Source organism: Runella limosa DSM 17973 (genome assembly GCF_000482465.1).
In the GTDB taxonomy this organism is placed as follows: Bacteria; Bacteroidota; Bacteroidia; order Cytophagales; family Spirosomataceae; genus Runella; species Runella limosa.
This window is the reverse complement of sequence record NZ_KI519428.1, coordinates 87,778-113,601: the sequence shown is the minus strand read 5'-3', so window position 1 is coordinate 113,601 and position 25,824 is coordinate 87,778. Positions and strand designations below refer to the sequence as shown.

Below are 25,824 nucleotides of genomic sequence, written 5' to 3'. Positions count from 1 at the left end.
GGTTTAAATCATTCTTTTCAACTGAAATTTGGCAAAATGAATGACACCTTTGCGGCGAACTAACATCGCAATTTCTTTGCCCTCCCCTTTTTGAAGAAGTTTGTATATTTCACTGATAATCAAATCATCGGCTGATTTGTTATTGATAAAAAGGAGCTCGTCGCCTTCCTGCAAGCCCGCGTCCCAAGCGGGCGAATCTTCAACCACTTTATCAATAATATAGTCCTTAAAATCCTGACCTTGAGCCCGAAGTTCAATACCGCTCATATCGTGTTCAAAGGTTTCTTTCAAACGACGTTTGACGGGCTTGAGGACAATATACCGATCGGCATAGTTGAAAGTTACTTTAAAACGTCTCAAAAGCTCACAACCAATGTTTCCTTGGCGTTCGTTCCGGCTCGCAAATTTCATCCCAAATGATACACTATCAGGAAACGAAGCCAAGACGTTATCAAGCTCATATTTTCCAAAACGGACTTTATCAATTCGCCCCAAGTTCCCATTGATAACACCGTTTAACCCCCTGCCAAGCTGCGCACGTAGTACTTTTTCTGGAAGTCTGACTTGGTTATCAGCGTGTTTGTCAATCAACAACGCATGACCTGCCCCCGTGTCAATCACCACCCGAATGGGAAGTTCTTGTCCATTATCGACCAACGCAATCACGTCGGCATAAGGCTTGGTATCTTCTACCACAATCGGATAGCGATCCCCTTGGCGACTGCGGTATTTATAACTTTCAGGCTTCATCAATAACAACTCTTTGTTGACAAAATCAATCGTCACCACAAAATTATTAAACACTTCGTAACCAAAAATACCATCAATCGGAATCCCTACGTATTCCGACAGACGAAGCACGTCCTGTTCAAGAACGACGATATTCTGGTACGTTGCCCTCATTTTCCCCAATTCGAGCGTATTACCAATGGCCACCGAAGCCGTCAACGACTCTCCTTCACCAGCGCCAGTTAATACAACTTTTCGAGTAAATTTCAGTTTTTCTCTTTTCAGTGAATTGGGGTTAGTGATAATTACCGAACTCACACCCGTATCAAGAATAAAGTGAAGGGTATCTGAACCATTGATATGAACTGGAACAATGATTAGATTAGCGTGCATTTCAAAAGGGATGCGGGTAAACTTCATATTACCCTGCAAGAAGAAGCCAAATTTGTCTTCTTTTTTTTGACCTCGCTGGGCCAAAAGTAAAAGTGGCAAACAACAGGCTATTGCGAAAGATAAAAACCACCGTCTCATTGTCGTGCCGAAAAAAGGTAGGCTGTTAGTAAAGTTATGCTATTTTCTTAGAAAAACAAAAAATATACTACAAAAAGTGCCGTTTTGAATCAATTTATTCTTCTTAACTTCGCATCGAGTTTGATTGTTTTAGAAGGTTTGAGGCGGATTCTTTGGCAATTTGGACTAAGCTCAATGTAATATTGCCAAATACCTCGAAAAATCGAAATAAAATTACTCCCAAAAACTTTTAAAAATCACCCATCCAATGAGAAAAAAGATTGTAGCTGGTAACTGGAAAATGAACAAATCGCTTGAAGAAGCGTTGAGCCTTACGTCGGAAGTAGTAAATATGGTACGTGACGAGGTTCGTGGCGACGTTGAAGTCGTTTTGTGTACACCTTACATTTACTTGCCAGTTTTGCAGAAATATGTACAAGAAGTAGATCGTATTTCGCTCGGAGCCCAAAACTGCCACCACAAGGCATCTGGCGCTTTCACAGGCGAAATTTCCGCATCAATGCTTGCGGCGATTGAGGTTCCATACGTAATTATTGGCCACAGCGAACGTCGTCAGTATTTTGGAGAAACGGATGCGTTAATAGCAGAAAAAGTTAAAATTGCGTTGGAAAACGGCTTGAAGCCCATCTTTTGTTGCGGTGAGTTGTTGGAACAGCGTCAGAACGAGGATTTTATTGCCATCGTAAAAGACCAAATCACGGCAGCCTTGTTTGATTTGTCAGCCGAAGATTTTGGGAAAGTGGTCATCGCGTACGAGCCTGTGTGGGCCATCGGTACGGGCTTGACAGCCTCTTCTGCCCAAGCACAGGAAATGCACGCCGCACTGCGCGCGCACGTTGCGGAGAAATTTGGTGCTCAAGTAGCAGACGACACGACCATTTTGTACGGTGGAAGCTGCAACGAAAAAAATGCAGATGAACTTTTTGCTTGTCCCGACGTTGACGGTGGTTTGATTGGTGGTGCTTCCCTCAAATCGAGAGAGTTTACCAATATCATCAAATCGCGCATGTAATTCGTTTCAATAACATTCAAAACACAACGGAGAAACCGAGATACACCCAGTAACTCCGTTTCTCCGTCTTTTTTTACGGGTATGAAAAAGTTAATGCTTTACGCCTTGGCACTGTTGGCTTTTATAAGCTGCCAACGCCCCGCAAGTCGGGCTATTTCTGGGGCTAGTATTGTCAAAGAAGGCTTTATTGATTGCTTTCAAGCAGGACTACAAGCCTCGGGCCGTGAGCTTTGGTGCGAAGCTTCTGCCGTTTTGTACGATGGCCAAAACCTCACCCTTGCCAACGACAAAGACATGCCAAACAACGACGCTGCGGTGTTTTATTGGGCCTATTCGGAAACTGATATGTTTGCCAACAAGCCCACGTATTTGACCCAAAACCTGCTCAAAACTAGCCAGAAATACGAAGATTTTGCCCTTGCGCCCAATCGTTCTTTGGCTTTTTTAAGCACTGGCTTCGACCGTGTCAAAGAAGGAAGCAACGAATGGGATGGCTACAATGCCCTTCTCTATTGGAAAGTTGGCCCCGACCCTAAAAACATTCAACCCAAAGCTGCCCACTTGGTGGAAGGAGAAAAGTTTTCGATGAGTCTGCGTGCGGCTTTGTCGAAAGCCCTCCGTTCGGCCGATTTTCCTGACGGGATGCCTTATTTTAAAGTGGAAGGATTTGCGGCTACGCACGATAAATTATATTTTGGAATCCGTGAAGAAGGAAAAAAATACGATGATTTTAAGTACAAAGCCAAAGTACTTACTGTCTCCTATCGCTTCGCCAATGACTCTTTGATGATTTCCAATAATTTTGAAACATTGGCCGACATTGATATTGCAAGTTTAGAACCCAATTTGCCAAAGCCCTTGGCACTTTCGTGCATCGAATACGATGCCAAACGTCAGCTTTTTTGGGTACTTACTTCGATGGAAAGCGAAACACAGGGAAATAGCGCTTATCTATGGTGGGCAACAGAAGCCGACCTAAAAGCTAACAAACTAACCTTAGTCAAAGACCGTTCGACGGGGCAGCCGTTGAAGTTTACCCACAAAGCAGAAGACCTTACGCCAGTTGGGTCAAATACTTTGTTTGTCATTCACGACGACGACCGCAATCGCAGTAAAATTGGCGACCAAACCCGCCAACCACACCAAGCTGCTTATTCTATTGTGGCATTTTAAGGGAGTTTGAGCAGTCAAAAAATCACAAATTTTAAAACGGATCCATGCTCCAACACTGGTCAAAATCCAATCATCGGCAACTTCGAAAGTTACACCATTTTCTTCATCGTAAGCGGTTCTTTTCCCTTTCAGTTTCACTTGCTGACATCGTTACGATTCTGGTTGAAAAAATCCTTTTGTACAACATCGACCAACGAGCTACGGCGGTTGCTTATAATTTTACGTTGGCGGTTTTTCCCGCCACGCTTTTTTTGTTTACCCTCATTCCATACATCCCCATTGAAAACATGGAAGTGCAAATTATGGACTTTATGCACGATGCCATGCCCGAACCCCTCTATGAGTTTGCCGCCACCACGATTTATGACATCATCAGCCGAAAACAGGGAGGCATTTTGTCTTTTGGTTTTATTTTGGCACTTATCACCGCCACCAACGGCATGGGAGCCCTGATGACGGCCTTTAATACCGCCGATCAAGCCTCTGAAAATCGTGGTTATTTTAAAACCAAAGGCATTGCCATCATGCTCACGATTATGTTGTCTTTTGTGCTTTTTTTGGCAGTTTTAATCATTATTGTCGGTGGGTTTTTGGTCGATTGGCTTCACGATACCATCTTTCTTCGCGACAGCTTTACCGTTTTTTTACTAGATGTGGTGCGTTATGGCGTCATGTTTGCAACTTTTACGTTGGCAGTAGCTATTATTTATCGTTTTGCCCCAAAAATCAACCACGGCTGGCGATTTTTTAACCTTGGCGCAATCATCTCATCTTTCTTACTCATTGCGTCCACCTACGGGTTTTCGTTTTATTTATCCCATTTTGGCAGTTACAATAAGCTCTATGGCTCCATCGGAACCATCATTGCGCTGATGATTTGGTTTTACCTCGTTGCTTTGTTATTGATTTTTGGTTTTGAATTAAATTTGAGCATTTGGCGCGCCAAATACGAAACATCTACGCCCCCGTCGAAGCTTACGAAGGATACAAAAAAATAAATGCCGTACGCAGCGCGTGTCGGCATTTATGCACTACCCTAACCCATAAATATTGAAAGATGTTTTTCTACATCTTGATAATTACATAGAGAAAATCATGCCAAAGTATTTCTTTATGTTGAATAAAATTTCTTCTCTTTGGGACTAAAACACCCAATCCTCTGTTTTTCAGACCATTTGTAGTATTTAATATTTTTTCAAAAAAAATCATCAGACATTTTCCATAGCATTTTTTATGTCGAATAGTCCCTATTGCCGTGACCGTTTACTAAAAAGTAAGTATATCCCGAATAGAATTTGTAAATATTAGATTACTTTTACTAATCAAACAAATGCCCTTTTACGCAAAAGAAATAGCCTCAACGCCTCCTTATGAATCCAGAAGTGTCTGTCATCTGTACTTGCTACAACCATGCGCCGTTTATTTACGAGTGCCTGCAATCGGTAGCCAATCAAACGTATGACAATATTCAATTGATTGTAATTGATAATGCCAGTACGGATAATTCAAGACGGGTAATTTTACAGTTTATTGATCAGTACCCCAACACCATTTTTATCCGCAGCGTCAATAATATAGGTTTATGCAAAGCCTTTAATCAAGGACTGGGTGAAGCCAAAGGAAAGTACATCATTGACCTAGCAGCCGATGACGTCATGCCTCCTCAACGCATAGCACAGCAGGTCAAAGCGTTTGAAGAACTTCCCAAAGACTATGCTGTTGTATTTTCAAATGCTTCATACATAGATACTTCAGGAAAGCTTATTGGATACCACTATGCCTTAGGTAACGATGGGAAAGCCCAAGGAGTAGTTCCAACGGGCAATGTTTACAAAGAGATACTGCGACGCTATTTCATTTGTACTCCTTCTATTATGATGCGAAAATCCGTATTGATGAAACTCGGTGGGTACGACGAAACGCTGAGTTACGAAGATTTTGATTTTTTTGTTCGCTCAGCCCACGATTATAAATACCATTATATTGATGAAGTGTTAATGAGCAAGCGTGTTCTCGATGGTTCGATGGCTTCGCAATTTTATCTGGTTGGAAACGACATGTTAAAGTCCAGTTGGGCAGTTTGCAACAAAGCCTACGACCTCAGCCGTTCTCAAGAAGAATATGACTTATTAGCCGAAAGAATACGCCAATTCATCAAAAAGTGCTTCGTTGCAGAAGACGCCCAGCAAGCCACCGAATTTCGTAAGCTTCTCAATTACATCGAAGACCCAGGATGGGAAACCGAATTGCTCGTGTTTTTATGCCGTCTTCACCTTCCAGTCAATTGGATTTATCAATTTTACGCTAAGTGGCAAAGCAACCGAAAACGATCATTGATGCAGCAAGGCGTTCCGTTTGTACAGCTCGACTCTTAAAGTTCTTTGAATGACTTCCGTTATTTGTGTTCTCCAAATAAAATGATACGTTTGTAAAACAAAGCTTTTTCATTTATTTCGGAAACCAACTGAGTTGTCGAATGCCCGCAGAGTTCCTTAAAATACACCCCCAGAATCCCGAACCACGCAAAATTCAGCAAGTAATTCGCTGTCTTCAAGATGGTGGTTTGGTGATTTATCCTACCGATACCGTCTATGCCTTAGGTTGCGATATTCACAATGCCCGCGCCGTCGAGCGAATTGCACGTATCAAAGGCATCAAGCCCCAAAAAAATGATTTTTCTTTCATTTGCCATGACCTTAGCCACATTGCTGATTATGCCAAAGTGAGCAATTCGGCTTTTAAAGTTATGAAACGTATTCTGCCAGGGCCATTTACCTTTATCCTTTCGGCTGGTAGTCGCGTTCCCAAAGTATTGGCAAACCGCAAAACGGTGGGTATTCGGATACCCAACCACCCCATTCCGCTTCAAATTGTCCACGAATTGGGCAATCCCATCATCACTACGTCCATCAAAGACGATGATGATTTTATGGAATACCCAACCGACCCCGAAATCATGTTCGAACGTTTTCAACACCAAGTCGATATTGTAATTGACGGCGGATTTGGGGGGCTTATCGCTTCAACTATTATTGACGCCACCACCGACGATTTTGAGGTCATTCGCGAAGGAGCGGGAGAATTTATTTATTAGCATGAAAGTCATCAAAAACCTGTATTTTTCTCCGCTTTTCTGGACACTACTAATTGCTTTGGTAGCGGCTTTTTTGGCCTCTTACCTTTTTATCGGGCTATTTGGTTTGGTAAAATTGGCGGCAGCGGTGGCTTTGGTAGTAACTCTTGTGGATGCTTTTCTGCTATTTCGTGTCGATAAAGGTATTTTTGCCCGCCGTGATGTTGCTGATCGGCTTTCAAATGGCGACCCCAATCCCATCATTCTCCACCTTGAAAACCGTTATTCGTTCCGTACAAACCTTGACATTATCGACGAAATTCCTTTCCAATTTCAACGACGTGATGTTTTGTTTCAAACGAATTTGGCCCCCAACGAAAACCAACAACTTCGGTATGAACTCCGCCCCACCAAACGCGGCGAATATAGTTTTGGGGCCGTCAACGTTTTTGTTAAAAGTCCACTTGGTTTGTTAAAACGGCGTTACCAATTTTCACAAGACAAAATGGTGGCCGTGTATCCTTCGTATTTACAAATGCGGCAATACGAACTTTTGGCCATCTCAAATCGACTCACTGACATTGGCATCAAACGTCAGCGACGGTTGGGACATAGTATGGAGTTTGAACAAATTCGCCCCTACGTACAGGGCGATGATATACGCACCGTCAACTGGAAAGCCACCGCCCGTCGCAACGAGCTGATGGTAAACGCCTTTCAGGACGAACGCTCGCAAGCAGTGTATTGCTTGATTGACAAAGGAAGGGTGATGAAATCGCCGTTTGAGGGTCTAACACTGTTAGATTACGCCATCAACGCGTCGCTTGTACTAAGCAATATTGCCTTATTGAAGCAAGACAAAGCGGGAATTTTTACCTTTTCAGAAGTGATTGGGCAAGTTCTACCCGCTGACCGTCGAACGGGGCAAATGCAAAAGATTTTGGAAGTACTGTACAAACAAAAAACGCGGTATTTGGAAAGCGACTACGAAACGCTATATAGCCACGTCAAAAATCAGATTCGCCAACGTAGTTTGCTTTTATTATTCACCAATTTTGAAACTGTCAATGCCCTACATCGTCAGTTGCCTTATCTACGACAATTAGCAAAGCACCATCTACTTATAGTGATATTCTTTGAAAATACCGAAACCGCCGAATTGCTAAAAACACCCGCCGAAACCACCGAAACAATTTATTTGAAGACCATTGCCGAGCGGTTTTATTACGAAAAACGCCGTATCGTCAAGGAACTTGAACAATACGGCATTCAGTCAATTTTGACGGCTCCGCAGGACTTAAATGCGAATACAGTCAACAAATATTTAGAGTTAAAATCACGCGGGATGGTCTGATTTGTTACCAGCCAATGCCATAATCTTCACCGTGGTTGCTTGAGCCTCCCCAAAAACTACCGTGTTCCCAATCAAAGTAAATGGCGTTGATGGGGCCACTGGTTCGTTCTTGGTAGTTGATTTTATACCCCATTCTTCCGAGGTCTTTTCGTGTCCAAGAAGGCATAGCTTCGTTGAGGGTTAAACCGCCATTGATGCGTTCGTGGTTGCCAAAAGTCGAATACATCTGAAACGTTTTAAAACTTGGTGCTTCACACGACTCCTGAACCGTCATGTCAAACTCCACCATATTGAGAAAAAACTGGAGCAATAACTGGTCTTGTTCATCTCCTGCTTGTTTGGCAAACGACAAGTATGGCTTGCCATTTTTTAGGGCAAGGCTAGGTGTGAGCGTCACCCGTGGACGTTTCCCTGGCTCTACCACGTTGAAAGGATTTTCTTTCGGGTCAAGCACAAACGACTGCATCCGTTGACTCATTCCGATGCCCGTATTTCCTGCAATGCACGCAGGTACCCATCCGCCGCTTGGCGTCATCGAAACTACCCAACCTTCGGCATCTGCGGCCTCTACCGAGGTCGTTCCTGCCGTGAAACTTTCCTGAAATTTTTCATCCAGGGTTGCATTATTTTTAGGAGCCGTAAGGCTTGCACTTCCCCAATTTTTGAGCAAATCTAAATAGGGATTCGCTTTGCCCTCAAACGGATAAGGGTCGCCTGGGCCAATTTTGGGGTCGTTCATGTTGGGGTTAATCAACTTGCTACGCTCTTTGGCATATTCTTTAGAAAGTAATCCTTTCATGGGTTCTTCGGGGCCAAAAGCAGGGTCTCCGTAGTAAAAATCACGGTCAGCAAAGGCCAAATTCATGGCTTGGTACAACGTATGCACGTAACGAGTAGAGTTGTAGCCCATGCTTTTGAGGTCGAAGTTTTCCAAGATGTTCAACGTTTGAAGCATCGCAGGGCCTTGCGTCCACTGTTGGAGTTTATAAACTTCAATTCCTTTGTAGGTCGTCATCATTGGCTCTTCGATTTTGACCTTCCAATTGGCCAAATCTTGTTCCGTAATCAAGCCGCCTTGTTCTTGGCAACCTCTCGCAATTTCTTTGGCAATTTCACCACGATAAAAAAGGTCATTGGCCGCGTAAATCGCGTCCTTTCTCGATTTTCCTTTGGCTAAAGCTTGCTGTTCGGCATTTACGAGTTTTTTTAGGGTTTCCAATAAATCTTTTTGTACAAAAATCTCCCCCGCATCGGGTGCTTCGCGTTTGGCACCTAAGTGCGGTAAAAATACCTTTTTGGAATACGGCCACTGTTTGATAAGGTCTTTTTTCCCTTCGATTGAATTGGCCGTTTGGGCTTCGATGGGATAGCCTTCTGCCAATTGCATGGCAGGGGCGAGCACTTCTTTGAGCGACATGGTACCGTATTCGGCCAAAATGGTCATCAATCCTCCTGGTGTTCCAGGCGTGACGGCTGCCAAAGGCCCGTACTCAGGTGGGTACTTCATGCCTTTGTTTTTGAAGAAATCGGCCGTAGCTCCCGTTGGTGCTACACCCAAGGCATTAATGGCAATGACTTTTTTGGTTTTTGGATTGTAAATAAGGGCTTGCGTTTCACCGCCCCAGCTGAGTACATCCCACATGGTGCAGGTCGCGGCCAACATGGCACAGGCCGCATCCACGGCATTTCCTCCTTTGGTAAAAATCATTGCTCCCGCAGTAGCAGCCAAGGGTTTACCCGTAATGGCCATCCAGTGCTTGCCGTGCAAGGGTGGTTTTTGGGTAACAACGGGCAGGTTGTTGAACGACTGAGCGTGGGTTTGTGACCAAATCGCCACCAGTAAAAAAGTAAAAGGTAAAAGTTTTGTCCACTTCATCGGTTTTGGTTAGGTTATGATTCACTAAAATTAATGTACCAAATATGGCGAGCTTGTGGCATCGCCAAGGTTCATAGAAGGCGGAATGTGCTGCGGCAGGGCTTCAAAACGATACCCAAGACTGGAAAAATGATCCAGCATTCTAGGAAGGACATAACTCATGTTACGCCATGCTTTTAGGCTATCGTGCAACACCACAATCGAGCCTGCTTTGGTATATTTCAACGTTTTTTCAAGGCAACGCTCAGGGCTAAGGTATTTTTCAAAATCGCCCGTCAGTACATCCCACATCACTACATGGTAATTGTTAAGGAGAGGCCGCGCTTGGCTCAACTTTATCCGCCCATAAGGTGGACGAAAAAGCGACGTATCTACGGGCAAAATTTCACTACACTGCTTTACGTTTTCGAGGTAAGCCTCATCCTCCGTATTCCAGCCTTTCAAATGATTAAAGGTATGATTTCCAACGCTATGTCCTTTGGCAAGCAAGCTTGCAAACAACTCAGGGTATTTACGAACGTTATCGCCAATGCAGAAAAACGTGGCTTTTGCCAAATAGATGTCCAATTGCTCCAAAACCCACTCAGTTACGTCAGGAATAGGGCCATCGTCGAACGTCAAATAAATCACGGGTTCTTCCGTTGGAATTTCCCAAACGAAAGGCGAATAAAAAGACTTCAAGATTCGGGGCGACTTATGGACAAACAATGGAATCATAGCTGTTGATGATGTTAGTAAGACCCGTTAGTAATTGTAAAACTTTGGTTAAATTTTGCGAAATCAGCGGCATTAAAGCTGCGAAAATCAGCGGGTAAAATCAATATTGTAGGAGGCGATTTAACGCAAATTTCGCCCTTTCCAAACATAGCCTTTTCGTTGAGCAGCCAGTCCAAAAAACAGAACGTATATTGGATAAAAAAGTTGCACTATGGGAATGTACAAATCCCATGATTTTCTCCCCAAAAATCTGATAATCAAACGTAAAAACAAAAATTCAGGCACATATTTTAACAATAGAATTGTACAAAACTCAAAAGACACTACATTTTCGCAAAATGGTGCTATTAACAAAATTAGCGTCAGCAAATTGACTAAAAATACCCAAATCGCAACTAGCATGGTGGCAAGGCGTTTATTGACTGCCCATTTGCTGGCCCAACGAATGCGTTGATGGTAAAAACCCTGCCAAGAATCTTGCGCGTGGGTTGAGACGACAGCAGCCTCATTTTTTAGGAAATAAAGCTTTTCCACGCCAAAATGTTTTGAAATTTTTTGAAGTAAAAACTCATCATCGCCTGACGCAATTTGCTCCACTCCTGCAAAACCTCCAACTGCTTCAAAGGCGGCACATTCATACGCCAAATTTGCGCCGTTGCACATGGTTGGATGGCCCGCTTCTAGCAAACAAGCCCCCACGCCAATGAGGCTCGAAAATTCGATGGTTTGAGCCACCTCTCCCACCCTTTCCACAACACTTGTAGGCGCTGTTTCCAAGAACGTTACAGGGCCACTTATCAATTTCGCTCCCGTTTCTAGGTACGTTTGCGCGAACATTTCCAACCACCTTTCTCCTACCCTACAGTCTCCGTCGGTGGTGATAATCAATTGCCCACTAGCTCGCTTGAGTGCTTCCGTAATGGCCCTTTTTTTAGGCGAACTTACGGGAGCATTGACCAATGACACAAGCTGCAAATTCAACAATTTTTTTTGAATAAATTCATCAACAATCTCCGCAGTTTTGTCCGTAGAAGCATCATCCATCACCCACACTTCAAAATGCTGACTTGCTAAAGTTTGTCGCTCAAGGTCATTCAATAATACGCCAATGTGGGCGGCTTCGTTGCGCACTGGAATGATGACCGAAATTTTAAAATCAGGAGGCACGTCCAAGTGATTCAAAGGCCGCTTGGGAATACGTAACCATTGCCAACACAACCATAGACAAGCCACCGCATAGCCTCCAATCACCCCGCCAAACAAGTACAACATAGCTTATACTTTCAGGGCGGTTTCGTGTTTGATTTCGCTCATCACAAAGATGCTGTGGGTGTTTCCTATACTATCGAGTGAACCCAACTTTTCCATCAAAAACCGCTGATATTCAGGCATATCATTCACTACTACTTTCAACATAAAATCGTATTCTCCCGAAATGTTATAACATTCCATCACTTCTTCAAACGTCATCACGGCCGACACAAACTTTTCGCCGTTGGCGCGGCTGTGTTCTTTGAGAGAAACATTGCAGAACGCAATCAGGTTACGGCCTATTTTCTCGCGATTGACGAGCGCTACGTACTTTTTGATAATTCCTTCTTTTTCCAACTTTCTTACGCGCTCATAGACAGGCGTATATGACAAGTTAAGCTGCGCGGCCAATTCTTTGGTCGTTAAGAGCGCATTTTGTTGAAGGTAGCGCAAAAGGCCACGGTCGGTGGTGTCTAATTTTAACATAGTTGTATTTTGTACCGAAAAGGGAGCTAGACATTTTATCTATTTCGCGTATGATGCCTTTATCACTTCAGGGCATTTTATAGCATTTATTGCTTCAAAAGTATAAAATAAATCTAATTTTATGCTTTTATCCCCAATAATCGTCTAACGAATCAGGTTATCACTTCGTTTTGCGTTATTTTTGTACAATCCTAAGATGGCTATTTTCTCAAATTCAATGCAACAACCACCTATTCAAGAAATACTCAAATCGCGAATCCTTGTGCTTGATGGCGCGATGGGTTCGATGATTCAGCGTTATAAATTGACGGATGCTGATTACCGTGGCGAACGTTTCAAAGATTTCCCACACGAGGTCAAAGGCAATAACGATTTATTGTCGTTGACCCGCCCCGACGTTATCAGTGAAATCCACGAGGCTTACCTCGAAGCAGGTGCCGACATCATCGAAACCAATACGTTTAGCGGCACGACCATTGCCATGGCCGACTACCACATGGAAGACTTGGTGTATGAGCTTAATTACGAATCGGCACGTTTGGCACGGGAGGCTTGTGATAAATACACGGCCATGAACCCCGATAAGCCTCGTTTTGTGGCAGGTTCAATTGGCCCCACCAACCGTACGGCCTCACTCTCGCCCGACGTCAATGACCCAGGGTATCGCGCCGTTACGTTCGACGAATTAGTGGATGCTTACTACGAACAAGTTCAATCCCTTGCCGACGGTGGTGCTGATTTGTTTTTGGTCGAAACCATCTTCGATACACTCAATGCCAAAGCGGCGTTATTTGCGATTGATTTATACTTCTCAGACGTAAAAAAAAGAACTGTTCGCCCAATTCAAGGAAGTTTTCAACCAAAAACCGTAAACCAAAAACCTGAATTGCCCATCATGGTATCAGGTACGATTACGGACGCTTCGGGAAGAACCTTGTCAGGACAAACGACGGAAGCGTTTTTGACGTCGGTTTCGCACATGCCTTTGCTTTCAATTGGTCTCAACTGTGCGTTGGGAGCCGATTTGATGCGCCCCTACGTGCAAACCTTGGCCAACCAAGCGCCATTTTTTACCTCCGCTCACCCCAACGCAGGCTTACCCAATGAAATGGGTGAATACGACCAATCACCCGATGAAATGGCCGACATTGTTGAAGGCTTTTTGAAGGATAATTTTATCAATATCATCGGAGGATGCTGCGGAACTACGCCACCGCACATCAAGGCCATTGCCGAAGTAGCTGCCAAATACGAGCCTCGTGATTTGCCCGAAAACGACCATATTCAGAAACTTTCAGGACTTGAGCCCCTCAAAATCACGAAAGAAACCAATTTCGTAAACATCGGTGAGCGTTGTAACGTAACAGGCTCTAAGAAATTTGCTCGTTTGGTTCGTGAAAGCAAATACGATGAAGCCATCTCGGTAGCCCGCGAGCAGGTAGAAACGGGAGCCCAAGTCCTCGACATCAACATGGACGAAGGGATGATTGACGGCGCGCAAGCCATGACACGCTTCTGTAACTTGCTTATGGCCGAGCCAGACATTGCCCGCGTTCCTTTCATGGTGGATTCGTCCAAATGGGAGGTGATTGAGGCTGGTTTGAAATGTTTGCAAGGGAAAGCCATTGTGAACTCTATTTCACTCAAAGAAGGTGAAGAGAAGTTTATCGAACAAGCCGAAAAAGTAAAACGCTACGGAGCATCGGTGGTCGTAATGGCCTTTGACGAAGTAGGTCAGGCCGACAACTATGAGCGTCGTATCGAAATCTGTGAACGTGCTTATTGGATTTTAGTCAATAAAGTAGGTTTTTCTCCACAAGACATTATTTTCGACCCGAACATCCTTACGGTTGGTACGGGTATCGAAGAACACAATAACTACGCCGTTGATTTTATCAACGCAACCCGTTGGATTAAAGAACACTTACCGTACGCCAAAGTGAGCGGTGGGGTTTCCAACGTTTCGTTTTCGTTCCGTGGAAATGAGCCCGTGCGTGAAGCCATTCACACCGTTTTCTTGTACCACGCCATCAAGGCTGGGATGGACATGGGAATTGTAAACGCTGGTCAATTGGGGGTTTATGACGACCTTCCAAAAGACATGTTGGAGCACTGCGAAGACCTCATTCTCAATCGTCGCCCTGACGCAACGGAGCGGATGTTGGCTTTTGCCGAAACCGTAAAATCGAAAGGAAAAGAAATAGTTATTGATAACGCTTGGCGCGACCAACCTGTGTCAAAACGTTTGGAACATGCGTTAATCAAAGGACTTACTGAATACATCGACACCGACGTAGAAGAAGCGCGTCAGCAATCAAATCGCCCACTTGATGTGATTGAAGGGCCTTTGATGGACGGTATGAACGTCGTTGGAGATTTATTTGGGGAAGGAAAAATGTTCCTCCCACAAGTAGTAAAATCGGCGCGGGTAATGAAAAAAGCCGTGGCGTATTTAACCCCTTACATCGAAGCTGATAAAGCAGGCGGCGGCGCGGCGGCTGGAAAAATCCTGATGGCCACGGTAAAAGGCGACGTGCATGACATTGGCAAAAATATTGTGGGTGTAGTACTTGGTTGTAACAACTACGAAATCATCGACCTTGGGGTCATGGTGCCTACCGATAAAATTCTAGCAGCGGCCAAAGAACATAACGTTGACATCATCGGGCTTTCGGGTCTGATTACACCCTCCTTAGACGAAATGGTGGGTGTTGCCAAAGAAATGGAGCGCCAAGGCTTTACCATGCCTTTGTTGATTGGCGGCGCTACTACGTCTCGCATTCACACGGCCGTGAAAATTGACCCGCACTATTCAGGCCCCGTTATTCACGTATTGGACGCGAGCCGTGCAGTGCCTGTGGCTGGAAAATTGACGCAAAACGAGCAAACCTACGCGGATACGTTGGCCGACATCAAAAAAGAATACGCCAAACTTCGCGAAGACCACGCCAAGCGCCAACAAGCCAAAGAAGCGTTGTCGATTGTGGCTGCACGAGCCAATAAAACGAAGATTGATTGGGCGACTTTTGAACCCGTGAAACCCAAATTCTTGGGCAACAAGTACTTCCACGATTATCCGTTGGAAGAAATTGCCAAATACATCGACTGGACGCCGTTCTTCCAAACGTGGCAGTTGCACGGAAAATATCCAAAGATATTTAGCGATGCGACGGTAGGGGCAGAAGCAAAAAAATTGTACGATGATGCCAATGCCATGTTGGCCAACATCATCAAAAATAAATCCCTCAAGGCCAATGCCGTCATTGGTTTTTATCCTGCCAATTCGGTAGAAGACGACATTGTGCTTACCCAGCCAACTGCTTCTCGCAAGGGAAGTGTAGCGGCCCCTGACGAGCGCATGGGGGTTTGGCCAGCGGTGTTGCAACAAAACGAGACGCTTCGACTTCATAATTTGCGCCAGCAAAATCAGAAAGCGGCTAACTTACCTAACCTTTGTTTGAGCGATTTTATCGCCCCAAGTGGAAGTAAAGGAGGCGATTACATCGGGGCTTTTGCCGTAACGACAGGTATTGGAATTGAGGCATTGTTAGAAAAATACGAAGCCGACCACGACGACTATAACAGCATCATGCTCAAGGCCGTAGCCGATCGTTTAGCGGAAGCTTTCACTGAATTGATGCACGAACGCGTTCGTAAAGAATATTGGGGATATGCCCAAAACGAAACGTTTAGCAACGAGGAGTTGATCGCCGAAAAATACCAAGGGATTCGTCCAGCACCAGGATACCCAGCGTGCCCCGACCATACCGAAAAGCGTACGATGTTTGAGTTGTTGGATGCAGAAATACAAGTAGGTATTCAACTAACAGAAAGTTTTGCCATGTATCCTGCGAGTTCGGTCAGCGGTTGGTACTTTGCACATCCCGACAGCAAGTATTTTGCTCTCGGAAAAATTGCCAAAGACCAAGTGGAAGATTACGCTGTTCGTAAAGGAATGCCGCTCGAAGAAGTAGAAAAATGGCTTTCGCCTGTTTTGAATTACGATTAGTTGGTGAGTCGGGGTGCTTCCACCCCGACTTTTTTATTTTTCTTTTAATCTTACAAATGTTGCGCCTCTACCGAGGCTAATTTGATTTCCTCAAAAACTTTTAATCAAATACTACAAATGTTGCGCCTCTACCGAGGCTAATTTGATTTTCTCAAAAACTTTTAATCAAACACTACAAATGTTGCGCCTCTACCGAGGCTACTTTTTCTATGATTGCTGTTATCCAACGTGTTACTGAAGCATCTGTCACCATTGAGGGGCAAGTGAAAGGCCAAATTGGCTTGGGTTTTATGATTTTATTGGGAATTACCCATTCCGATACCCAAGAAGACATTGATTGGTTGTCAAAAAAAATTGTAGGAATGCGAATTTTCGGTGATGAAGAGGGAAAGATGAACCTTGACATCAAAACCGTTGGCGGTAACATTCTACTTATCAGCCAGTTTACCCTTCACGCCAGCACCAAAAAAGGGAATCGTCCTTCATTCATTGACGCAGCTCGCCCCGATGTAGCTATACCTTTGTACGAAAAAATGATTGAGCAACTTTCACTGGAATTAGGCCAACCCATTCAAACGGGAGAATTTGGCGCTGATATGAAAGTAGCACTCCTCAACGACGGCCCCGTGACCATTCTGATTGACTCCAAGAACCGCGTTTAACCTGTACCGATAACAGGTTGAACGCATTAAAATATAGAATGGCTATTCATTGCTCCAGAGGAGCTAAATCTTCGTAGAAAAATGAATCAAATCCCCCACAAAGCCCCATCTGAGCGGCCGACGTTCGGTGAAAGATGTCACCCCGATGGGGCTTTTGGATGGCCTTTACCCCTTTTTTTCTACTAAGATTTAGCCTCCCTGAGGCTACTTTTTTTAATGCGTTTAACCTGTACCGATAAGTATATTTCCAATCTTCCTGTATTTTGGGTAAAGCAACTCTTTCTACCTCAATGCGTGGTCGGCTTCTTTTAGTATGTTTCACGTTGTGGTGCATGGCATCAGGGCTACTTCATGCCCATAAACCCACTCGCTTTGCCGATTGCACTACCCCACCCACTCTTTTTGTATCAAAAGTAAAGCGCCCTTCCATTGTCAGTTCTACGACTGTTTGTCAAGATAGTTTGGTTCAACTCAATCTGCGAAACTACCCTCAAGGCAGTACATTTACGTGGCAAAAAGGTGGAACAGATATACCAAATGTTACTGATTCTGTTTTGGTAGTTCGTGGCAACCAGTCAGGCACTTACCATTGTATTGTTCGTTCTCCGCTTTGCTCCCTTCCCATTGTTTCCACCCCTTTAGTCATAACAACCAATTCCAAACCGTTGGTCAGCATTTCGGCAGGTAACCCGATTGGTGTTCCCTGCAAGGAAGGCACGATAAAATTAACAAGTAATTCAAGCGGAAACGGTACCTTAAAATATCAGTGGTATTTTGAAAATCAGCCCATTCCTAGTGCAACTAGCAACGTTTTTGATGCCATTGAGACGGGGGTTTATTCCCTCAAAGTCGTTGACGGTTTCGATTGCGCTAACGTGTCTGGAGCCTTAACGGCCATCACCTATACGCCTCCCAAGGCTGACTTGAGCACATCTCGCGCTGGGTTTTGTAAAGGTGAAAAAGTAACCCTCAAAGCCACCCAAGGACGCACCTACCTGTACCGTTGGCTACGCGATGGTCAAGAAATCAGCGGTATCAAAGATTCCATTTCGGTCGCGCAAACTGGTACATACACCGTCAAAATCACGTCTCCCAACGGATGCACCATGGAGTCAAACCAAATTTCGGTAGTACAATACGACGACCCAGTGGTATCAATTACCTCTCCAGGCAACCAGATTTGTCCAGGGGGAACCCTAGTACTAAAAGCCCAAGGAAAAGACTTAAAAACTTTTGAGTGGAAAAAAGAAGGGAAAATCGCTCAAAGTGGTGTCAAAAATGACTTCACGGTGACCCAAGCGGGAAGTTACACCGTCACAGTCAAAGATACTAACCGTTGCTTTACCACCTCAAAATCCATTGATATTGAATTAGTTACAAAAATAGAAACTACCCTAACTCCCATCCCTAATTTTTGTGGAACGACCTCGGCTCCATTTCGTCTAACAGGAACCCCAACGGGAGGAAGTTTTTCGGGAAAAGGGGTAATGGGAGATGTATTTGACCCTCAATTGGCGGGTTTAGGACAACATACCGTTAGTTACTCCGTCAAAGGAAGTGTAGCATGTATGAATGGAGAAAGCCGCCAAGATGTGACCGTTTCCCCTCCTCCTCAACTCGATTTAGGAGCCGACAAAGGCCTTATCAAAGGTAGTAGTATCGCCTTAAATGCTGACCTAGGGGCCGATTATCGTTACGAATGGTCTCCTAACACGGGCGTTAGTGACATCGCAAGTCCTACTCCAACAATGTCCCCCTCGAAATCGACAAAGTACGTTGTCAAAGCCATTGGCCCTTCTCGGTGCGTTGCCACTGATAGCATTTACATTACCGTTTTTACCCCACTTTACATCCCCGATGTGTTCAGTCCCAACAAAGACGGCGTCAATGATACGTGGGAAATTAAGGGCTTGGAAGACTATCCCGACGCTCAAATCAGTGTATATAATCGCTGGGGAGAACTTATTTATCACCGTCACCAAGTTTCATTGGCCTCCTTTGATGGGAACTGGAATGGCAATCCCCTTCCAATAGGAGTTTATACTTATCACATCTTGACCGAACCCAAAGGACAAGTCTATCGAGGTTTTGTAAATTTACTTCGTTGATTGCTTTCGTACACCATTTATTAACTTATTGGTACTTTTTCGTTTTTTTTAGTACGTTTTCCTATTTTAGCGTTCCCTTACCCTACAATTGAGTATATTTTAAAGGAATGTCGTTTGGTTCAAGATTCATTCGCAGCTACTTTCTTTCGCTTTTTTTGCAAGCGATTATCCCCTTTTTATTTTGCATTGTTTATGGACAACAGTCGCCTACCTCCATTCAAAAAAAGCGGGTTGATGAACTATATGTTCTTTTCCAAAAGAAAATCTTAACAGCTCACCTTGCTATACCCTCATGCCCTCCCTCCCATTTAAGCCATTCAAAAGCACTTGATTACGTACTGAATCACTCTGCCTTTGAAAGTCTGTACAAAAATGGGAGAATAAAATGCGCGGGAGAAATACTCACAACCGCCCGTCCAGCCAACAATTCCGCTTCGTATCCTCTTTGGTTGGTTTCACTTACCAAATTCTTACAGATTACCCAACAGCAAGATTCTGCGTCGAAATGTTTGGTACTTTTAGAACATTCTCTTCCTGCCCATTCTCCTTTAATAGGCACACTAAAATTATTCAAAACCGCTCAGTTTCGACGCCAAATTCAATTTGAAAAAGCCTTGCAAACAGCCAACGAAGCCTTACAATCCGCTCGTGCTACCAAGGATAAACGATTATCTGCCGCACTATTGAATGAAATTGGCAATACCTCCAGAGATATTTACCGCCAAGAACCCGATAAGTATTTGCCTATTTTTAAAGAAGCCCTCGAAATCGCTCAATCCCTCAACGACTCTTCGCTGATTAGTGATACCTATGAAAATCTTGTTTATACCTATTTTATGGACAATTCGATGGACATTGAACGTTCCCTCGAAAACCTAGAGCTGGCTTTAGCTACTTTTCCTAACCAAACTACCCTTTTTGGACGGTATCGTTTTACCAATACGGTAGTTGCGTTTTTAAGCTATTTATCGGGAGAAAACGAAAAAGTCATTGCTTTGTTTAAACATATCGTGCTTCTTTCGCGCCATCTTCAACGGCCTACCGACACCCGAGCTACGTTTCAGTATATTTCTGACCAATACATCAACTTAAAAAATTTCAAATTGGCCTCAATGTACTTAGATTCGGCCCAACGATACGATTCACCCGAATGGGAAAAAGATTATTTCTACGAAAACCGAGCACAAGTAGCCAAAGCATTAGGCGATTTTCAGGGAGCCAATGATTACTATAAAAAAGCGTTGGAAGAAAAAGAAAGGGTGTATTTACGACGCAATAACCAAACCATGACGCAATGGGAGACCCAATTCCGCACCCGCGAAACGGCTTTACAACTAGAACAAGAAAAGCGTCAACAATGGTTTTTGTGGGGAATTGTGGGTTTGGTAACCCTTCTTTTCTTTTTAGCAACGTTTTCTTTTTGGCGCAACCGAAAACAACTTCAGCAATTGGCGCGGCAACATGAAATCATTGAGCGCCAGAGCCAAGAACTTCGCCAACTCGACGAAGCGAAAACCCGCTTTTTTTCTAACATCACCCACGAATTTCGCACCCCACTGACCCTCATTATCAGTCCGCTCGAAACCCTTTTGAAGCAACAACCCAAACAACCTCTTTTAGGTATGATTCATGCCAATGCCTCTCGGTTGTTGGCCTTAATTAACCAGCTCCTTGATTTATCAAAAATCGATGCAGGTGCCTTACAGCCTTCATTAACCAAAGAAAACTTGGTACTTTTTCTTCGCCGCCAAGCCGAGCCTTTTGAAGCATTGGCCGACGAACGAGGCATTGAATTAAGTGTTTCCAAAAAAGTTTTGGAAATGCCATTTGGGTACATCGACACCGACAAACTCAGTAAAATCATTACCAATTTACTAAGTAATGCCCTGAAATTCACACCTCAAGGTGGAAAAGTACAGTATCACTGGGATATTAGCGACAAACTACTTTCTATCACACTGTCGGATTCAGGCATTGGCATTCCTCCCGAAAAGTTGAGCACCATCTTCGATCGCTTTTACCAAGTCGATTCCTCATCGCGACGGATGTACGAAGGTTCGGGCATTGGCTTGTCTTTGGTCAAAGAACTTGTAGGAGTACTAAAAGGAGAAATTACGGTGGAAAGTAGGCTCACCTCGGGCACAACTTTTCTCTTACGTTTTCCCATCGACGCACACGCATGGGGAATCGTTGAAACCGAAAACATTTTGGAAAAGCAGCCCGAAATCGTTCCCGATTTGGTCGAAACAGCTACTTCTGTTTTGGTAAACGAAATTACTACCCCCACTTCGGTCGTGCTTATCGTAGAAGACAATCCAGATTTGCGGACATACATTGCCAGTTTGTTTGACAATCAATGTCAAGTACTTACGGCCGTAGATGGGCAAGAGGGGTTAGAAAAAGCAATGGAAGCCATTCCTGATTTGATTATTTCTGACTGGATGATGCCTAATATGGACGGAATCAGCCTTTGTCAGCACCTCAAAAAAGGCGCCCAAACTAGCCACATTCCCGTCGTTTTGCTGACGGCTAAAACAGCGATTGAAAGTCGATTAACAGGTTTTGAAGGAGGAGCCGACGATTATATTGTTAAGCCTTTTCACGCAGCTGAGTTACAATTGAAAGTCAAAAACTGGCTCGCTAGGCAAGAAAAATTAAAGAAACATTACACAGAGTTGCTCCAAAAGCCCGTGCTCGTCCCTCCCACGCCTGAGTTGGAAGGAGCCTTTATGGAACGGTTGTTTGGAGTCATTGATAATCACCTTTCTGACACTACTTTCAGCGTGGACTCACTGGCCGATGCCTTGCAATTAAATCGGCGGACACTGCAACGAAAAGTAAACAGCTTGACAAATCTTTCACCCAACGAACTAATCCGCAATCATCGCTTACGGCGGGCCTTGACATTACTAAAACAAGGGGAATCGATTGCCGATGCGGCCTTTAAAGTCGGTTTCGAAAGCCCTTCTTATTTTACCAAATGCTTTAAAGAAACCTTTGGTATCAAGCCTTCGGAGCTTGATGTTTCATCACTTTGAAGCTAAGTAAACAATTTCTTTATATTTTCTTCGGAATATCCACCCGTTGAAGTCATTCCTTTTCCCCCAATCCCTGTGATAATTTGGATGTGATTGTCGATTTGACGTTCATAGATTTCCTCAGTGGTTTGGCTATAAAAACCTGCCCAAGTCGTACGAATTTTGTCCACCTCAAAAGTAACAATTCGCTCAGCTTCACTGATAATCAATCCATTAATATAATCGGTTGTATGGAAGCCCAAATCATCTACGTGTTGAGCATCTGCGTACTCATGCGAGTCGCCGATCACCACCGAACCATCTTCGGCTTGTTTAAATAACACGTGAATCCCCCACTTTTTAAGATCGGAATAATGCTCTGGAGTAGTCATTGACGCATACGAAGGCATTTGTTGGAAGGATTCATAACGGCGAATGGTCAAGCCCGTTAGGATATTTCCTTTCATTGATAAATTAGGAAAAGGTATCGTCTGCATCATTTGTAATTTGCTAACAATCAAACCGCTGTTGGCAAACAATTCGGGATACAACATCCTAAATTCGTGACCGTTGCAAATCAGCACTTTTTCAGCCTCAAATTCTTGTCGATTGGCCAAGCGTACCGTGGCTTTTCCGTTGGCACTCTGGCAATCAACCACCGTCGCATTGTTAAGAAAAGTAATGCCAATTTGTTCCTTACAATACCCCAACAATCGCTGCATCAATACAGGCGAATCGACACTCAACTCCTGCGGAAAAAACAATGCACCTACGGGATAGCTTGGTCGTAAGTAAGGATAGAGTTCAAGGCACTTTTTGCGGCTTAATAATTCGCAGGTGTAGCCTATTTTTTGGTAATAATCATACAGTTCATTGGCCAACTGCCATTCGTCGTCGTCAGACGCCACATAGACAGAACCATTGTTACGAACGGTCAAGTCCACCTTCGATTGCAACGCTTGGTATAGTTCTAGGCTACGTTGCCCATAATTAAACCACCGTCCCGACAGCCCCGAAGGCACCACTTGTCCAAAGTTACGGACGGTAGCTCCAACGGGAAAATTATCTTTTTCAAGCAATAAGACCGACTTGTTTTGGCGAGCTGCGTGATAGGCATGAAACGTGCCCATGATGCCACTTCCTACCACAATTAAATCAAATTTTTGCATAAATTAAGTATAATATGTGCCAATCGTCATGACGAGGCAAATGAAAACAAAACTAATACAATACATCAGATTTCCTCCAACAATTCTGTCAAATGCTCAAAAATATGGGTTGGATTTGCCGTAGCGAGTTGAGGGCGGGTTTGTGCGCCAGTAAGGACGCCCGCCACGAGCCCACAGCCCGCATTGTGGCCTTCTTCAAGGTCAATGCCCGAATCACCGATTTTGGCAACTGCCTTGGGCTCTCGTACGCCTACCAAGCGCATGGCTTCCAAAATCATGTCGGGATGCGGGCGGCCTTGGGTCACATCAGAGGCTGTCACCAGGGCATCAACTGTTTGTGGAACAGACCACCCCAACTGCTGCATCAATAAAGTAGCCACTTCACGCGAGTAACCTGTATTGAGCACTACTTTTATATTTCTGGCACGTAACTCCTCAAACACAGCCTCGGCATCGGGCATGGCGCGGGCGATACCGCTGGCGTAAACAGTATCTAACTTTTGCTTAAAATCTTTATGTACAACCCCCACCGCAGTATCGGATGGAACATGCCTATTTAGATGCGTAATCACATCTTTTATGGCTTGGAATTTTTCTTTACCTGCCGCAATTTCCAATACTAATTCTAAAGAGCAGTGATAACCCGCTTCATTAAGCGCTTGATGAATGGCCTTATATACGGCATTCTGCTCGTCTATGGTCGTTCCAGCCATGTCAAAAATGACTAATTCTATTTGATTTGCTTCCATCATTACTTTTTCAGCTTTAAGTGGGTCAAATGTATATAATTACTAAACAAAATTACACAAATTTCAAATAAATTCGAGTTAATTAATTTCATTATTTATTAACTTTTTATTAGTTTTACTAAATACTCTAAACCCTTTTATCCCATGAAGTTTACTCTTGCCTTGTTACTGTTGATTTCTATTGTACCAAAAAGCATCGCCCAGCGCCAAACCGAAAACGTCATTCTGATTACCACCGACGGCCTTCGGTGGCAAGAAATGTTTGGAGGTGCCGATTCTTCCCTGCTTTTTGACCCAACTTACACCAGCGACACCGCCAAGCTCATCAAGCAATTTTGGGCCAATACACCCGAAGAGCGACGTCAAAAACTGTTTCCTTTTTTCTGGAATACCATTGCTAAACAAGGCCAACTCTACGGAAATCGCTGGAATGGCAGCCGCATGAACGTCTCAAACACCTACTGGTTTAGCTACCCTGGCTACAATGAGATTTTGAGTGGCTTTGCCGACGAGCGTATCAACTCAAACGATAAAATTGACAATCCCAATACCACCGTATTTGAATTCATCAATAACCAACCCAAGTACAAAGGCAAGGTAGCCAGCTATGCTACTTGGGATGTGGTGCCTCACATTGTGAACGAAAAACGCACGGGCATTCCCGTCAATGCGGGGCACGAACCCGTAGCGAACCCCAACCCTCGCGAACAATTGCTGAATGACATTCAAGACAAATTGCCAAGTCCTTGGGGCGAAACTCGCCAAGATTTTATTACCTACTACATGGCCAAAGAGTACATTCAAAAAAATAAGCCTAAGGTATTTTTTCTTTCGTTTGACGAAACCGATGACTTTGCCCACACGGGAAAGTACGACCAGTATTTGTTAACGGCCAATATGGTCGATAAATTCATCGCAGATTTGTGGAGCTACCTCCAATCACAACCTGAGTACAAAGGAAAAACCACCATTTTACTGACCACCGATCACGGACGCGGACATACGCCTAAAGCGCGTTGGAAAGACCACGGCACCAAAACGCCCGATTGTTTTCAAATTTGGATGGGAGCACTTGGCCCCGATACCCCTGCGAAGGGAGAAGTAAAACACACGGAGGTGTTATTTCAAAACCAAATCGCTCAAACGCTCGCCAAAGCACTTGGGCTACATTTTACGTGTGAACATTCAGTAGGAGAAGCCATTCAAACTGTTTTTAAATGAGTTGTTCTTCGTCTGACGAAGAACAACAGTCAGACGAAAAAAACAGATAATCAGCTAAGGCGCAGATAATTCAAATTTTCATTCAAAAAAATGTCCGCAATCACCACCATTCGCCAGTTGTTTGAAGCACAAGGCGACGACCAATATTTTGGAGAAGACGTAAGTCAACTCGAACACGCGGCCCAAGGCGCCGATTTAGCCCGTAAAGGTGGCTTTGACACGGAGGTCCAAGTAGCAGCTTTCTTGCACGATATTGGACACCTCATGCCCACCGAATTAGAAGAAGAACTCATGGCCGAATATGGCCGTAAAGACCACGAAGAAGTAGCGGCGGAGTGGCTTCGGGCACAAGGGTTTCCCGAAAAAGTCTGCATTTTGGTAGCCAACCACGTCAATGCCAAACGGTACTTGACCTTCAAAAACCCCAAGTACTTCGCAGGCTTATCTGAGGCCAGCCTAAAAACTTTGGAGTTTCAAGGCGGGGCCATGTCGGCCGAAGAAGCAGCTGCCTTTGAGCAAAACCCGTATTTTGAGTTAATCATTCAGATGCGTCGCTGGGACGAAGCTGCGAAAGTGACAGGCTTGGCCAAACCCGATTTAGAGCACTACCTTCAACTGTGCGAAGAAGTACTGGTTTGAGTTTTTCTCGACTTTAAAAATGCTTTTTTGTGCGTTATTTCGACAAAA

The 25,824-nt window shown here is 44.2% G+C and carries 19 protein-coding genes; 12 read left to right on the top strand and 7 right to left on the bottom strand.

The window, feature by feature from the left end; translation table 11 throughout:
* Window positions 1-3: 3 nt before the first annotated feature.
* Entirely contained in the window at window positions 4-1,260 is a 1,257-nt protein-coding gene (locus tag K339_RS0127940; RefSeq protein ID WP_028526547.1) for an aspartyl protease family protein, read from the bottom strand.
* Window positions 1,261-1,507: 247 nt separating this feature from the next.
* On the opposite strand from K339_RS0127940, the gene tpiA reads away from it, so the two are divergent.
* The 6 genes from tpiA to K339_RS0127910 all read left to right on the top strand — a co-directional run bounded on the left by tpiA (window position 1,508) and on the right by K339_RS0127910 (window position 7,872).
* Window positions 1,508-2,272, top strand: coding sequence for a triose-phosphate isomerase (gene tpiA, locus K339_RS0127935; protein WP_028526546.1), 765 nt, complete (start codon window positions 1,508-1,510; stop codon window positions 2,270-2,272).
* An 81-nt stretch (window positions 2,273-2,353) separates the two neighbouring features.
* Complete coding sequence (locus K339_RS0127930) at window positions 2,354-3,445, top strand: hypothetical protein (RefSeq protein ID WP_028526545.1); 1,092 nt, start codon at window positions 2,354-2,356, stop codon at window positions 3,443-3,445.
* Between the two features lie 44 nt (window positions 3,446-3,489).
* Window positions 3,490-4,443 carry a YihY/virulence factor BrkB family protein gene (locus K339_RS0127925; protein ID WP_028526544.1) on the top strand — a complete coding sequence of 318 codons (954 nt, stop codon included), beginning with the start codon at window positions 3,490-3,492 and terminating at the stop codon, window positions 4,441-4,443.
* Window positions 4,444-4,815: 372 nt separating this feature from the next.
* Complete coding sequence (locus K339_RS0127920; protein ID WP_028526543.1) at window positions 4,816-5,820, top strand: glycosyltransferase family 2 protein; 1,005 nt, start codon at window positions 4,816-4,818, stop codon at window positions 5,818-5,820.
* 101 nt (window positions 5,821-5,921) lie between these two features.
* Window positions 5,922-6,539 carry an L-threonylcarbamoyladenylate synthase gene (locus tag K339_RS0127915; protein WP_028526542.1) on the top strand — a complete coding sequence of 206 codons (618 nt, stop codon included), beginning with the start codon at window positions 5,922-5,924 and terminating at the stop codon, window positions 6,537-6,539.
* A 1-nt stretch (window position 6,540) separates the two neighbouring features.
* Entirely contained in the window at window positions 6,541-7,872 is a 1,332-nt protein-coding gene (locus K339_RS0127910) for a DUF58 domain-containing protein (protein WP_028526541.1), read from the top strand.
* 4 nt (window positions 7,873-7,876) lie between these two features.
* Here the strand turns inward: K339_RS0127910 and K339_RS0127905 are convergent, their stop codons facing one another.
* The 4 genes from K339_RS0127905 to K339_RS0127890 all read right to left on the bottom strand — a co-directional run bounded on the left by K339_RS0127905 (window position 7,877) and on the right by K339_RS0127890 (window position 12,202).
* Window positions 7,877-9,748 carry a gamma-glutamyltransferase family protein gene (locus K339_RS0127905; protein ID WP_028526540.1) on the bottom strand — a complete coding sequence of 624 codons (1,872 nt, stop codon included), beginning with the start codon at window positions 9,746-9,748 and terminating at the stop codon, window positions 7,877-7,879.
* 30 nt (window positions 9,749-9,778) lie between these two features.
* A complete protein-coding gene (locus K339_RS35080) occupies window positions 9,779-10,465 on the bottom strand; it encodes a polysaccharide deacetylase family protein (protein WP_037302084.1) in 687 nt (228 codons plus the stop codon).
* A gap of 120 nt (window positions 10,466-10,585) precedes the next feature.
* A complete protein-coding gene (locus tag K339_RS0127895; protein ID WP_028526539.1) occupies window positions 10,586-11,737 on the bottom strand; it encodes a glycosyltransferase in 1,152 nt (383 codons plus the stop codon).
* Between the two features lie 3 nt (window positions 11,738-11,740).
* Window positions 11,741-12,202, bottom strand: a complete 462-nt coding sequence (locus tag K339_RS0127890; RefSeq protein WP_028526538.1) for an Lrp/AsnC family transcriptional regulator — start codon at window positions 12,200-12,202, stop codon at window positions 11,741-11,743.
* Between the two features lie 217 nt (window positions 12,203-12,419).
* Between K339_RS0127890 and metH the strand changes: the two genes are divergently transcribed.
* The 4 genes from metH to K339_RS36295 all read left to right on the top strand — a co-directional run bounded on the left by metH (window position 12,420) and on the right by K339_RS36295 (window position 22,019).
* Complete coding sequence (gene metH / locus K339_RS0127885; protein WP_028526537.1) at window positions 12,420-16,211, top strand: methionine synthase; 3,792 nt, start codon at window positions 12,420-12,422, stop codon at window positions 16,209-16,211.
* Window positions 16,212-16,420: 209 nt separating this feature from the next.
* Window positions 16,421-16,873 carry a D-aminoacyl-tRNA deacylase gene (gene dtd / locus K339_RS0127880; RefSeq protein ID WP_028526536.1) on the top strand — a complete coding sequence of 151 codons (453 nt, stop codon included), beginning with the start codon at window positions 16,421-16,423 and terminating at the stop codon, window positions 16,871-16,873.
* A 332-nt stretch (window positions 16,874-17,205) separates the two neighbouring features.
* Window positions 17,206-18,981, top strand: a complete 1,776-nt coding sequence (locus tag K339_RS0127870) for a T9SS type B sorting domain-containing protein (protein ID WP_028526534.1) — start codon at window positions 17,206-17,208, stop codon at window positions 18,979-18,981.
* Window positions 18,982-19,088: 107 nt separating this feature from the next.
* Window positions 19,089-22,019, top strand: a complete 2,931-nt coding sequence (locus K339_RS36295; RefSeq protein WP_028526533.1) for an ATP-binding protein — start codon at window positions 19,089-19,091, stop codon at window positions 22,017-22,019.
* Window positions 22,020-22,021: 2 nt separating this feature from the next.
* On the opposite strand, the gene K339_RS0127860 is transcribed toward K339_RS36295, so the two are convergent.
* The gene (locus K339_RS0127860) at window positions 22,022-23,167 is read right to left on the bottom strand and encodes a TIGR03364 family FAD-dependent oxidoreductase (RefSeq protein ID WP_028526532.1); all 1,146 of its coding nucleotides are present in this window, start codon (window positions 23,165-23,167) and stop codon (window positions 22,022-22,024) included.
* A 65-nt stretch (window positions 23,168-23,232) separates the two neighbouring features.
* Window positions 23,233-23,919 carry a phosphonatase-like hydrolase gene (locus K339_RS0127855; RefSeq protein ID WP_028526531.1) on the bottom strand — a complete coding sequence of 229 codons (687 nt, stop codon included), beginning with the start codon at window positions 23,917-23,919 and terminating at the stop codon, window positions 23,233-23,235.
* A 141-nt stretch (window positions 23,920-24,060) separates the two neighbouring features.
* On the opposite strand from K339_RS0127855, the gene K339_RS0127850 reads away from it, so the two are divergent.
* Together K339_RS0127850 and K339_RS0127845 are read left to right on the top strand one after the other, a co-directional pair.
* A complete protein-coding gene (locus K339_RS0127850) occupies window positions 24,061-25,137 on the top strand; it encodes an alkaline phosphatase family protein (RefSeq protein ID WP_028526530.1) in 1,077 nt (358 codons plus the stop codon).
* 90 nt (window positions 25,138-25,227) lie between these two features.
* Window positions 25,228-25,776, top strand: coding sequence for a phosphonate degradation HD-domain oxygenase (locus tag K339_RS0127845; protein ID WP_037302082.1), 549 nt, complete (start codon window positions 25,228-25,230; stop codon window positions 25,774-25,776).
* Window positions 25,777-25,824: the final 48 nt, after the last annotated feature.